The 12,276-nt window shown below is 66.1% G+C and carries 8 protein-coding genes; 4 read left to right on the top strand and 4 right to left on the bottom strand.

Going from position 1 to position 12,276, the window contains the following annotated elements; genetic code table 11:
- Positions 1-11: 11 nt before the first annotated feature.
- Both OWC48_RS23915 and OWC48_RS23910 read right to left on the bottom strand, forming a co-directional pair.
- The gene (locus OWC48_RS23915; RefSeq protein WP_282522148.1) at positions 12-689 is read right to left on the bottom strand and encodes a response regulator transcription factor; all 678 of its coding nucleotides are present in this window, start codon (positions 687-689) and stop codon (positions 12-14) included.
- Positions 664-3,222 (bottom strand): ATP-binding protein, encoded by a 2,559-nt coding sequence (locus OWC48_RS23910; RefSeq protein WP_282522147.1) that lies wholly within the window; start codon positions 3,220-3,222, stop codon positions 664-666. Before OWC48_RS23910 ends, OWC48_RS23915 begins: the two co-directional genes overlap by 26 nt.
- 252 nt (positions 3,223-3,474) lie before the next feature.
- On the opposite strand from OWC48_RS23910, the gene OWC48_RS23905 reads away from it, so the two are divergent.
- The 4 genes from OWC48_RS23905 (at position 3,475) to OWC48_RS23890 (ending at position 10,181) form a co-directional block, all read left to right on the top strand.
- A complete protein-coding gene (locus OWC48_RS23905; protein ID WP_282522146.1) occupies positions 3,475-5,301 on the top strand; it encodes an autotransporter domain-containing protein in 1,827 nt (608 codons plus the stop codon).
- A gap of 70 nt (positions 5,302-5,371) precedes the next feature.
- Positions 5,372-5,563, top strand: a complete 192-nt coding sequence (locus tag OWC48_RS23900) for a hypothetical protein (protein WP_282522145.1) — start codon at positions 5,372-5,374, stop codon at positions 5,561-5,563.
- Between the two features lie 591 nt (positions 5,564-6,154).
- The gene (locus OWC48_RS23895; RefSeq protein ID WP_282522144.1) at positions 6,155-9,961 is read left to right on the top strand and encodes an Ig-like domain repeat protein; all 3,807 of its coding nucleotides are present in this window, start codon (positions 6,155-6,157) and stop codon (positions 9,959-9,961) included.
- A 28-nt stretch (positions 9,962-9,989) separates the two neighbouring features.
- The gene (locus OWC48_RS23890; RefSeq protein WP_282522143.1) at positions 9,990-10,181 is read left to right on the top strand and encodes a hypothetical protein; all 192 of its coding nucleotides are present in this window, start codon (positions 9,990-9,992) and stop codon (positions 10,179-10,181) included.
- A 208-nt stretch (positions 10,182-10,389) separates the two neighbouring features.
- Here the strand turns inward: OWC48_RS23890 and OWC48_RS23885 are convergent, their stop codons facing one another.
- Together OWC48_RS23885 and OWC48_RS23880 are read right to left on the bottom strand one after the other, a co-directional pair.
- Complete coding sequence (locus OWC48_RS23885) at positions 10,390-11,070, bottom strand: RlmE family RNA methyltransferase (RefSeq protein WP_282522142.1); 681 nt, start codon at positions 11,068-11,070, stop codon at positions 10,390-10,392.
- A gap of 1 nt (position 11,071) precedes the next feature.
- Positions 11,072-12,145, bottom strand: a complete 1,074-nt coding sequence (locus OWC48_RS23880) for a Ppx/GppA phosphatase family protein (RefSeq protein ID WP_282522141.1) — start codon at positions 12,143-12,145, stop codon at positions 11,072-11,074.
- Positions 12,146-12,276: the final 131 nt, after the last annotated feature.

The following is a 12,276-nucleotide window of genomic DNA, read 5'->3' as shown; positions in this document are numbered from 1 at the left end:
GAGGTGAGACATCAGGACTGCACCGGCATCAGCGCATAGCCGACGCCGCGCACCGTTGCGATCGGCGCCGCCGTTCCGTCATACTGCATCTTGCGCCGCAGCCGCACGATCAGATTGTCGACCGTGTGCTCGCTGATCTCGCGGGGGTCGCGATTGGAGATGACGTCGAGCAGGAAATCGCGGCTGAGCGGCCGCGTCATCTGCGAGGCAAGGGCGGCGAGGATGTTGAATTCGCCCGACGTCAGCTGGACCAAGCTGCCGTCGGGACGAAACAGTTCGCGCCGGACCGGGTCGAGAATCCAACCGTCGAACGTGACGACCGATTCCTTGGTCCGGCGCAGGACGCTGCGGATGCGGGCCAGCAGCGTGCGCAGGTTGATCGGCTTGGAGATATAGTCGTCGCCCCCCGCCTCCAGCCCCGAGAGAACGTCGTCATCGGAATCCCGGCTGGTGACGAAGATAAGCCCGCATTGCTCACCGAGCCGCAATTCGCGCGCGAGGGCAATGCCGTCGGCGTCAGGCAGGTTGATGTCGAGCAGGACGATGTCGGGCCTGAGCGCAGCGAGCCCCGCGCGCAACTCGTCGCCGGTCGCCATGCCATGCGCGACCATGCCTTCCTCCCGGAGGAACGAGGTCAGCATCAGCCGGATCTCCGGCGCGTCCTCAACCACGAGTACGATCGTCGACATCGGCCCCTTCAAGCTCGGTGTTGGTGGAGGCAGGCACCGGCCTGCTCTGCCCGGCGGCATCCAATTCCCTCAGGACAACGGCGATCTGCCGGCGCAGCGCCTGGATCGCCTCGTCGAGACCGCCGCGGCTCGCTCCGGCGGCCCTTGCCGCCGTCAGCGCGTCATCGGCACGCGCGGCGAGTTCCGGCATTCGCAGATTAGCCGCACTTCCCTTGATGCGATGCGCGACGCTGGCAAGATCCTTCGGCGCCAGATCGCCTCGCGCCAGCGCGCGGTCCAGTTCCTTGAGGCTCGTGGCGAACAGCCCCTGCAATTCGTCGATGCGGTCGCGTTCGAAAACCTCTTCGAGTGCGAATGATCCGGACGCCTGCTGCGAGGCGAGGAAGGCCCCGATCTTCCAGGAGATGTCGTCAGGCGCGAGCGTTGCGTCAAGCACGAGGTCGGCGCCCTCCTCCAACAGCCACGCGGCTTCTCCATCGACGGGAACGCCGACGATGAACATGCCCTCTCCCGCGGCGCGCTCGCGCAGCGATCCCAGAAAGCCCGGCGGCGGGCAGACGGCAACCATCGCCGCGAATTCCCGCGCCGCCACCATCGTGCCGGCAGCCTCGAACGACTGCGCCGGAAAGACACGAAATCCAAGATCCCCAAGCGGACCATGCGTCGCCTTGCGCGCATCGCCCACCACGAGAACGTCGCCGCCGGCCTTCAGCGACGCACTCGGGCCGGATGCCGGCCAGTGCCGGGCCTCCAACGCCGCCTCGATCGCGGTGTGCAGTGCTGCGACATCGATCGGCTTCGCCAGATGCCCGTCCATGCCCGCGGCAAGGCACGCGGCGACATCCTGCGACATCACGTTGGCCGTGAGAGCAACGATCGGTACCTGCCTGTGCGGACGCGGCAGGGCGCGGATGCGACGCGTCGCCTCGAGCCCATCCACGTCGGGCATCTGCATGTCCATCAGGACCGCATCGAACCGAGCACTCCGCACCAGCTCGAGCGCCTGCTCGCCGGACCTTGCGAGCGCGATGCTGTGCCCCGTCTTATCCAATATCCCGCGTGCGACCATCGCGTTGATGTGGAGATCCTCGACGAGCAGCAGATTGAGAGGCCGCACAGGCGGCGCCGCCACGCCGATCGCATCGCCGTCGGCCGGTTCATCGATCGCCGGTAGCGGCAGGCAAAAGCGAAAGCGGCTGCCCTCTCCCGGCGCACTCTCGACGTCGATCTTGCCGTGCATGCCGTCGACCAGCCGCTTGCAAATGACGAGTCCAAGTCCTGTGCCGCCGAAACGCCGCCGGATCGACGCGTCCGCCTGCCCGAACGCCTGGAACAGATGCGCCCGTTGCTCGGGCGTGATTCCGATGCCGGTGTCGGACACGCAGAAACTGATCCGCGCCCCGTCCCGCGATCCGGTCGCTGTAACCTCGACGGTGACACTGCCCTGGCTCGTGAACTTCACGGCGTTGCCGATCAGGTTGAACAGTATCTGCCTGACGCGCGACTGATCGCCGAGCACCCATTGCGGCACGAGGGGCGAGAGCTCCAGCTGGAGAGTCAGTCCCTTTTCGTGCGCGCGCGGCGTCATCAGATTGACGATCTCGCGCAGGCTTTGCCGGAGGTCGAACGGCGCGCGCTCGTAGACTTCGGCCTGTCGTTCGAGTTTGGAGATATCCAGGATGTCGTCGAGGATGTTGAGCAGCCCCTCCGCCGACGACTTGATGATCGACAGGCGCTTGCGCTGCGACGGCGGCAGCGGCTCGTCGAGCGCCAACTGCGCCATGCCGAGGATTCCGTTCATGGGGGTGCGGATCTCGTGGCTCATGACGGCAAGGAAGTCGGCCTTGACGTTCGCGGCCGCTTCCGCCGCATCCTTGGCTTCACGCAGGTCGAGGTTGACCTGCCGCTCGCGCGCGATGCGCAGATATTCCTCGCGCCGCAGCCGGTTGAACTGCGTGCGTGCCACCGCCCCGACGACGTAGCCGACCGCCACGACCAGCCCGATGATCGTGAGATCGAGCGGGCTCTCCGGATCGGGTCTCAGCATCGCCCAGAACAACAGGCTGACGATCGGCGCATAGGCGCTCATCAGCGCCACCCAGCGAAACCGCCCGGGCAGGCACAGATTGAGCGCGATCGCGATCAGCGGCAGCAGCAATCCGCCGTGACGGGTCAGGCTCGGATGGTTGAAGACCAGCGCGTTGAGCGTGAAGAACGCAAACTGGTGCGCATAGGTGATCGCGACGATGCGCACATATCCGCCCGTCCGCAGCAGGGCCAGGACGGCGGCGACCGCGGCAACCGCGATCAGGAGCCGCACTTCCAGGAAGAACGCAAGCCGCGAGCCGCTCAGCGTCATGGCGTCGAGCGGCACGAATGACAGGCTCGCGACGGTGTCGGCCAGAACGCACAACAGCGCCATCGCGCGCGCCGACCGCCAGACACTCTCGGAGAACGCCGCCTCCGTCCTCGGATCACGAAATTCGCCGCTCGTCCCGATGCATCCCTGAAGGTCCAATTCTACCGCCGGCATCCCGGCCAATCCTCGCGCTCATTCACCCTGAGATCTTCCATTGCAGAGTTGATCCGCCCTCGTCCAGAGCCAATGTCGGCGGCTCTTTCGTTTCCGGCCGGCGGGAAGATCAACGCGCATTGATGGTCGTTTCCGCGCCTTTCGCCTACGAGCCCCCGTTAATCGATCCCAGACACGTCCGACGTCGCCTCACACGCGGGTCCCGCGTCGCGGCCAATTGCGGCCGGGATCTCGACGAGTGGAAATTGGGGTATGGCTTTCCTTTGTCTCGACAGATGCGCGCGTCTCGCCGCCTTCAAGCAGGCGACCTCGGCGGCGCCCCTGGCTGTGCTCCGCACGCTCGCGGTGCTCGTTCTGCTTCAGGCAACCGGCATAGGCCCGGCGCTCGCGGCGACCACCTGTGCCGGCATCAATGCCGGCGCCTTCAACGTGAGCGGGGCCGACTCTCAGCCGAACACGCCGGTGACTCTGACCGCCGGCGACGTCATCAAGCTGAACTACACGTTCGTCGTCGACACGACCCTCGTCTACGGCATCCAGATGGGCGTCGGCGGCCGCAACACCGACCGCTCCGGCGTCGTGTCGGGCACGCTGCAGATCATCGTGGCTGCGTCGGGCACGCAGAACTTCGGCTGGAACGCCCTGAGCGAAGGACTGCCGTCGCAGATCGACGTCACCGTCACCTGCACGGCCGCCTCCAGCCCCGGCCCCGTGGTGACCAGTACCAATCCGGCATCTGGCCCGATCGCCGGACAGCAAACCACCATCGTCATCGGCCAGAACCTCACCGGCGCCACGTCGGTCAAATTCGGCGGCGCCAACGTGCTCGGCTTCACGGTGCTGAGCGCGACGCAGATCTCGGTGGTGACGCCTCCGCATGCGGCGGGTGCCGTCGACGTCACCGTGACCACGCCGCTCGGCTCGGCCACGGGGACGGCCATCTATCGCTATGCCGCGATGCCGGATCCGACCGCGGATCCGACCGTGAAGGCAATGGTCGACTTCCAGGTTCACACCGTGCAGGTGATGGGTCAGCAACAGATCGACAACGTGCAGGACCGGCTGATCGAGTTGCACAATGACTACGTCCCCCTGGTCAGCAACAGGGCGTCCTTCGCACAGATGCCGGCATCGCAGAGACAGTATGGCCTGCCGGCGAATGCCGGAGACAGGACGAGCTCCGCATCCGATATGGCACAGCCCCGCCAGACGCCGAAAGATGGGCAGGCCGTGCCGGTACCAGCGGGATCGGATTCATCGCTGCGCTACTGGACCGCAGGCGCGCTGCTGTTCGGCCGCGACACCACTTACGCCGATGCCAAATACAACGTGTCCTCGACCGGACTGACCGCCGGTGTCGATTCGCGCCTGACCCGAAACCTGAAGGCCGGCGTCGCCGTCGGTTTCGGCATCAATCATGCCACGATCGGCAGCGACGGCTCGCACATCAACGCCAATGTCTGGTCGACGCAGGCCTATGCCAGCTACCGCGTTGCGCCGCAGTGGTTCATCGATGGCGTCCTCGGCTACGCCGTGGGCCGGCTCGGCAACTCTCGCTACGACAGCTCGGCGCAGGCCTTCGGCGCCGGACATCGGGGCGCCGAGGATCTGTTCGGCTCGCTCGCGGTGAGCCGCGAGATCAAAGTCGAGCGCTGGAAGATCGCGCCGTATGCGCGGCTCGACCTGCAATGGATCCGGCTCGACGGCTATGTCGAGACCGGCGCCGGCATCTACAATCTCACCTTCAACCAGACCTCGGCCGTCGATCTCGCGGGCGTGCTCGGCACCCGGTTCAGCCATGTGATGGACACCTCGGCCGGCGTTCTCAAATCGAGCTTCGAGCTCGCCTATCGCCGCAGCCTTAGCGGCTCCTATACGCAAGCGATCGCCTACAGCTTCGATCCGACGACCGTCTACAGCCTGTTCGGCTCGGCGGAGAAGCGCGACCAGGCCCTGATCGGCCTCGGCTTCGAACTGCAGGTGAACCGGTCGGTCAGCCTTGGCTTTCAGCTCGACGAACTGATCGCCAGCAATTCGCGGAGCGAGCGCGGGCGTGCGCACGTCAAGATCGGGTTCTGAGACGACACCGGGTCGCGGGATCAGCAGCAATCACACATCAAGACTTCAATACGGATTCTGGAGACCGGACATGATCGCTGCAGGCAAGCCAGCGCGAGCAAATGGGGTCGCCCGGCCTCAAACCCAGGATGAGACGGGCTGGCTGCTGGCCGTGGCCGCCGCCTTCCTGGTCGTTCACATCGTTGCCCTGACGATCTGCGATCGCGCCACCGCGGACCGAACAGCCCCGGGACAATTAGCGCTGTCGCAGGAATGCGACTAGCGGCTACCCAATCCCCAGGATCAATCCGCGTTGATGGTGGATTTGCCGTTCGTCGCCTACCAGACCCGACCAAACGATCTCAGGCGTGAGAGATCTCTGGGTTGGCGAGGCATATCCTCTGACGCTCCCTCTCCTCGCCTGTCCAATCCCTGCGACCTCCATCGCGTGGGATCCGAACGATGGGGACAGGGCATGCATTCCGGTTGTTTCGATGTGGTCGCGCGCTGCGGCCAGCTTGAGAACGATCGCGCCACGCGAGCGATATCGTCATTCGCCAGTGCAAAGCCGATCGCGACGGTGCTGTCTCGCACGGTTCGAAACGCTGTTGGCAGCCTTTGGCTGGCTGCCATTCTGCTCTTCTGCGCGAGCGCGCCGGCCCATGCACTGCGAACGCTCGCGAACGCAACGATCGGGACCGCGTACTCGCAGAGCCTCACGGTCTATACCGACAGCTCCGGCTGCCAAATTTCGAGTATGTCTTTCTTCGTGCCGGGTGTCACAATTTCGAATACGTCGAGCGGCGACACATGCTCCATCGCCATAAACGGCACCCCGGCGACGGCAGGTACCTATTTCGGGGTCATATCGATCATGACCGACTCACTTTCTCTCCCTTCGGATGCTGCCGGCGTGGGCCCGGGCTGGGGCAACATCTCCTACCAGATCAGGATCGACAAGGCGTCGCCGACGTTGACCGTTTCATCATCGTCATCCTCCATCATCTACGGCAGCCCGGTGACGTTGACAGCGACGCTGAGCGGAGGCTATTCGCCGAGTGGGACAATCACGTTCTACGCCAACGGAACATCGGTCGGCACCGCCAACCTCTCGGGAACGACGGCAAGCCTGACGATCAACTCGCTGCCGGTCGGATCGGACGCGATCACCGCGAGCTATTCGGGCAACTCCAACAACAACTCGGCTACGAGCGGCTCCACAACGGTCACGGTGGCCCAGATCACGCCCTCGATCGCGCTCGCCGCCTCGTCGACTTCGGCAAGCTATGGCTCATCCGTCGCGCTCGTCGCAACCCTGACCGGCGGGGCCTCGCCAAGCGGCACCGTCACCTTCCTGGAAGGCGCGACCCAGCTTGGCAGCGCCACCATCTCAGGGACGACCGCCATCCTGGCGGTGTCGTCGCTGTCCGTCGGCCCGCACACGATCACCGCGACCTATAACGGCGACACCACCAACGCGTCGGTCACGTCGGGCTCGATCACCGTGACGATCACGCAGGACGCCCCGACCGTCACCCTGGGCGCATCGTCGACGTCAACCAGCGCTGGCGACCCCGTGACACTGGTCGCTTCGCTCAGCGGCGGCACCTCGCCGGGCTGCTCTGTCACCTTTTATGACGGCGCGACCTCGCTCGGCTCCGGCACCGTTTCCGGATCGGCCGCGATGCTGACGGTATCGTCGCTGTCCACCGGATCGCATACGATCACCGCCGTCTATGGCGGCGACAGCCACAATGCCGGCGCGACGTCCAACGTCATGACGGTGACGGTCGGCAGCGCATCGCTGTCTGTCTCGATTTCGAGCTCCTCGTTGTCGCCGACGCTCGGCCAATCGGTGATCTTCACGGCGACACTTTCCGGAGGCTCCTCGCCATCAGGCTCCGTGACCTTCAAGGACGGCTCCACGACGCTGGGAGCGGCCACGATTTCGGGTTCGACCGCAACCTTCACGACCTCGTCGCTCGCGGTCGGCGCGCATCCGATCGCGGCAATTTACGGCGGCGATGGCAGCAACGGCTCGGCAAGTTCGGGCACGATCACCGTCACGGTCGGCAAGGTCTCGCCGTCACTGACCGTTTCCAGCTCGTCGAGCTCGCCGACCGTCGGTCAGTCCGTGACTTTCACGGCAACACTCTCCGGCGGCTCCTCGCCGAGCGGCTCCGTGACCTTCCAGGACGGTGCCACCGTCCTCGGCTCGGCCACGATCTCGGGCGCGAGCGCGGCGCTGACGACCTCCGCCTTCACGGTCGGCACGCATGCGATCACCGCCGTCTATGGCGGCGACGGCAGCAACGCCACAGCCACCTCCAGTGCAATCATGGTGACGGTCGGCCAGGCATCGCCTTCGGTCTCGCTCTCGGCGTCATCGGCCGCGCCGGCTGTCGGCCAGTCCGTAACCTTCACGGCAACGTTGTCCGGCGGATCGTCGCCGAGTGGCACCGTGACCTTCCAGGACGGAGCCACCGTCCTCGGCTCCGCCGCGATCGCGGGTTCGAGCGCGAGCCTCGCCACCGCGGCGCTCGCGGTCGGAACACACACGATCACCGCGGTCTATGGCGGAGACAGCGGCAACGCCGGGGCGACGTCGACCGTCGTGACGGTGACCGTCGGCAAGAGCTCGGCCTCACTCGCCCTTGTGGCTTCGTCCACCTCGCCGTCCGCCGGCCAGTCGGTCACCTTCACCGCCACGGTTTCGGGCGGATCGTCGGCGGGCGGCACCGTGACCTTCAACGACGGCGCCACCATTCTCGGCTCCGCCGCGATCTCGGGCACAACCGCAACCTTCACGACGGCGGCGCTCGCGATCGGCACGCACAGCATCACGGCGGCCTATGGCGGGGACAGCAACAATGCCGCGGCGACCTCCGGCGCCGTCACCGTCACGGTCGCCAAGGTGTTACCCTCGATCTCGGTATCGGCCTCGTTGACGTCGCCGGCCGCCGGCCAGTCGGTGGTCCTCACCGCGGTGCTCTCCGGCGGCTCCTCGCCGTCAGGCTCCGTCACCTTCAAGGACGGCACGACGACACTCGGCACGGCGACCATCTCGGGCGCGACCGCGACGCTCGCAACATCGACACTTGTCGTGGGCTTCCATTCCCTGACGGCGATCTATGGCGGCGACAGCAGCAATGCCTTGGCAACATCGAGCACGATCGCAGTGACTATCGGCAAGGCCGCGCCTTCGATCGCCGTATCGAGCTCGGCGAGCGCACCTGCGGCCGGCCAGTCCGTCACCTTGACGGCGTCACTGTCGGGAGGCGCTTCCCCGACCGGCAGCGTGAGCTTCAAGGACGGCACGATCGTGCTGGGCACGGCGACGATCTCCGGCTCGGCTGCATCCTTCACGACCTTGCCTCTGGCGTCGGGCGCGCATTCGATTGTCGCGATCTATGCCGGTGACGGCAACAATGCCGCTGCCACGTCAATCGCCATCTCGCTCACGGTCGGACGCTCCGATCCCGGCACAAGCGCGGCGGTCCGTGGAACCGTCGCCTCGCAGGTGTCGACCGCGGTCCGCTTCGGCCAAGCCCAGATCGGCAACATATTCCAGCGTCTCGAAGGCCTGCACGACGCGGATGACGGCGCACCCGGCTCCGGCCCGATCGCGGCCGCAGGCCCGTCCGGCCCATCGGCCAGCAATTCCGAAATCGACCGTCGGGCGGCCGGCCTCTTCAACGATCGGCCCGCAGCGGCACAGGCCCTCGGCTACTCCGACGAGCTGCCGATCCGCACGAACCTGACGTCGCAGTCCGACGCCGGCCGTGCCGTCAACCAGCTCGCCGCCGCGCTCCCTCAGGCGGTCGAGCGCATCAACAAGGCCAATCTGCTGCCCTTCAACGTCTGGGCATTCGGAACGGTTGGCTTCGGCAGGCTGCAAGGCGACAACAGCTACGACAACCGCTTCACGTCCTCCGGACTGACGCTCGGTTTCGATCGAACCATCACCGACGGCCTCAAGGCGGGCGCCGCATTCGGTCTCGGCTTCGACCACAACAAGATCGGAACGGACGGATCGAGGATCGACGCGCGCAGCTTCAACGCGACGATCTATGCAAGCTGGAACTTCCTGCCCCACACCTATCTGGACGTCGCCGGCGGATATGGCTGGCTCCGTTTCGACGGCAAACGCTGGTCCAACGACGGCAACGTCATGCTGGACAGTCAGCGCGCCGGCAGCCAGCTCTTCGGCACGGTCGGTGTGAGCCATGTCTCCCGGTGGGAGGGCTGGAAGCTTTCGAGCTACGGCCGCTTCGATGTCGTGAACGCGACGCTCAACACCTACAACGAGACCGGCTCGAGCCAATGGGCCCTGAGCTACGACAGGATGAACACGACCAGCGTGGCCGGCGTTCTCGGCGGTCGCCTCGCCTATCCGATCCTGCAAAGCTGGGGCGTGCTGACGCCGGCCGTTCGTGCGGAATGGCGGCATGCCTTCGACGGCGGCTATGTGCAGGGCCTGAACTACGTCGATCTGGTCGGCCTGACCTCCGGCTATGCACTCAGCGGCACCTCGACCGCGCGCGACACCATGACCGGCGGTCTCTCGTTGCGCGCCGATGTCGGCAACGCGCTGAGCCTCGATCTGGAATATCTGCTGACGAGCTCCCTCAACGGCGTCGAGAGCCAGAGGCTGCGCGGGGCAATGAAGTACGGCTTCTGATAACACCGAGCCTGGAGGACCACTGACAATGTCGATCGGAGAGGGACAGCGGCGCGAGAGCTTCATTCAGGCTCCGCCGCTGAGCGAGGATGCACTGCTGGCAATCATCGCAGTTGGCTTCGTCATGCTCCACATTCTGACGGCGGTGTCCCTGCTGTCATCCTCGGGAACGATGACCGCTGCCCCATCACTGGAACAGATGCTTGGGCATTACGACTAACGGCGTCCGAAGCCAAGGGGGCGCCCACCGCGACGAACGGCTTCTGATCGAAGAAAACTCGCGCAAACCACTCGCCGTCGTCCCGGCGAAGGCCGGGATCCATAACCACAAGCGGATGTGGTTACGGGGACTCGGAGTTACCGCTCTCGCGCAACGACCGCTCCCTGGGGTTATGGGTCCCGGCCTTCGCCGGGACGACGGCGGGGTGTTACATCCCGCCGCGAAACCCCGTCGCAAGCACATAGCGCTCCGACGAATCCTGCCGGCTCGCAGCGGGCTTCACATGCCGCACGGTCGCGAAATCGCGCTTGAGCTGGGCGAGCAGATCGGCGTCGGCGCCGCTCTGGAATGTCTTGGCGAGGAATGCCCCGCCCGGTTTCAGCACGTCGCAGGCGAACGCGGCCGCCGTCTCGATCAGGCCGACGATGCGGAGTTGGTCGGTCTTGCGGTGACCGGTGGTGTTGGCGGCCATGTCGGACATCACGATGTCGGCGCCGCCCCCGAGCATCGCAGTGAGCTTCGCGGGCGCGTCGTTGTCCATGAAGTCGAGCTGCGCGAAGTCGACGCCGGCAATCTCAGGCATGTCCAACAGATCGATCGCGACGACCTTGCCCTTGCCGTCGACCGAGCCGACGCGCTTGGCCGCGATCTGGCTCCAGCCGCCCGGCGCAGCGCCGAGGTCGACCACGGCCATGCCGGGCTTCAGCAGCCGAAACTTGTCGTCGATCTCGAGCAGCTTGAACGCGGCGCGCGAGCGATAACCCAGCGCCTTGGCCTTGACGACATAGGGGTCGTTGAGCTGCCGCTCCAGCCACAGCTTCGACGACAATTTGCGCTTGCCGCCGGTCTTGACCTGGACGTGCAAGCGGCCGGTGGTGTCCTTGGCCATCTCACCAGCTCCTGAGTGCGCCGTCCTCGCGCATCATCTCGACCAGCATGCCTTCGCGCAGGCCCCGGTCGGCGACGCGCAGGCGCGGAAGCGGAAAGGCGCGGCGGATAGCATCGAGGATGGCGCAGCCGGCCAGCACGAGATCGGCGCGCTCGACGCTGATGCAGCTGTTGTTGGCGCGCTCCTCGTAGCTCATGCCGAGCAGCTTGCTGATGGTCGCGGTGATGTCGGAATCGTTCATCCAGATGCTGTCGATGCGGCGGCGGTCGTAGCGCGCGAGGTTGAGATGGATGCCGGCGAGCGTCGTCACCGTGCCCGAGGTGCCGAGCAGGTGCATGTCGGCGAGATCGCCGCCGTGCGCTTCTGCGAACGGCGCGACGTGGTTGGCGACCTCCTGCTCCATCGCGGCATAGATGTCCGGCGTGACGTCGCGGCCGCCGAAATGCTCGGCCAGCGTCACGACGCCGAGCGGGATCGACATCCAGGCTTTGATGCGCGGCTCCGGATTTTGCGGATCGCGCTCGATCCGGACCAGCTCGGTCGAGCCGCCGCCGATGTCGAACAGGATCGCGCCCCTGCCCCGGGGGTCGACCAGCGGCGCGCAACCGAGCACGGCGAGCGAGGCCTCGGTCTCGCGGTCGATCACCTCGAGCTCGATGCCGGTCTCGGCCGCGACGCGGCTGCGGAAACCTTCCGCATTCGAGGCGGCCCGGCAGGCTTCGGTCGCGATCAGCCGAAGCCGCTTGGCTTTGCGCAGATTGATCTTGTCGCGGCAGATGCTGAGCGCGGCGACGGCGCGCTCGATCGCGGCCTCGCTGATGCAGCCGGTCGCCGAGACGCCCTCGCCGAGCCGGATGATGCGCGAGAAGGAATCGACCACGCGAAAGCCGTCGCTGGTCGGACAAGCGATCAGGAGCCTGCAATTGTTGGTGCCGAGGTCCAGCGCCGCATAGACGCCGGTTCCCGGCGCGTGCGGGGCGACGGCCGGTTCGGGGGCCAACGCCACCGCCGCCATCGACCCCTCCAGCCCACCGTGCGGCGCATGGCCGTCGCGGAGCCGCGTGTGGTCATTCATACAAATTGTCTTTCCGCGGCCCGATGGGGCCGATCTGGAATTGCTTTTTCGCCTGAAACATTAGCAGCGCGGCAAGCCTGCGCAACAACGCATCACATGGGACCATGCCCATTCGTGCGTTGTCGTGAACG

This window comes from Bradyrhizobium sp. Arg816 (genome assembly GCF_029989365.1).
Taxonomy (GTDB): Bacteria; Pseudomonadota; Alphaproteobacteria; order Rhizobiales; family Xanthobacteraceae; genus Bradyrhizobium.
Note: the sequence above shows the minus strand (reverse complement) of the source record. Positions and strands in the feature narration are given on the sequence as shown.

Bases quoted from the DNA above. Each gene is read 5' to 3' on its own strand.
- OWC48_RS23915 (WP_282522148.1), bottom strand. From the start codon at position 689: ATGTCGACGATCGTACTCGTGGTTGAGGACGCGCCGGAGATCCGGCTG.
- OWC48_RS23905 (WP_282522146.1), top strand. From the start codon at position 3,475: ATGGCTTTCCTTTGTCTCGACAGATGCGCGCGTCTCGCCGCCTTCAAG.
- OWC48_RS23900 (WP_282522145.1), top strand. From the start codon at position 5,372: ATGATCGCTGCAGGCAAGCCAGCGCGAGCAAATGGGGTCGCCCGGCCT.
- OWC48_RS23890 (WP_282522143.1), top strand. From the start codon at position 9,990: ATGTCGATCGGAGAGGGACAGCGGCGCGAGAGCTTCATTCAGGCTCCG.
- OWC48_RS23885 (WP_282522142.1), bottom strand. From the start codon at position 11,070: ATGGCCAAGGACACCACCGGCCGCTTGCACGTCCAGGTCAAGACCGGC.
- OWC48_RS23910 (WP_282522147.1), bottom strand. From the start codon at position 3,222: ATGCCGGCGGTAGAATTGGACCTTCAGGGATGCATCGGGACGAGCGGC.
- OWC48_RS23880 (WP_282522141.1), bottom strand. From the start codon at position 12,145: ATGAATGACCACACGCGGCTCCGCGACGGCCATGCGCCGCACGGTGGG.
- OWC48_RS23895 (WP_282522144.1), top strand. From the start codon at position 6,155: ATGACCGACTCACTTTCTCTCCCTTCGGATGCTGCCGGCGTGGGCCCG.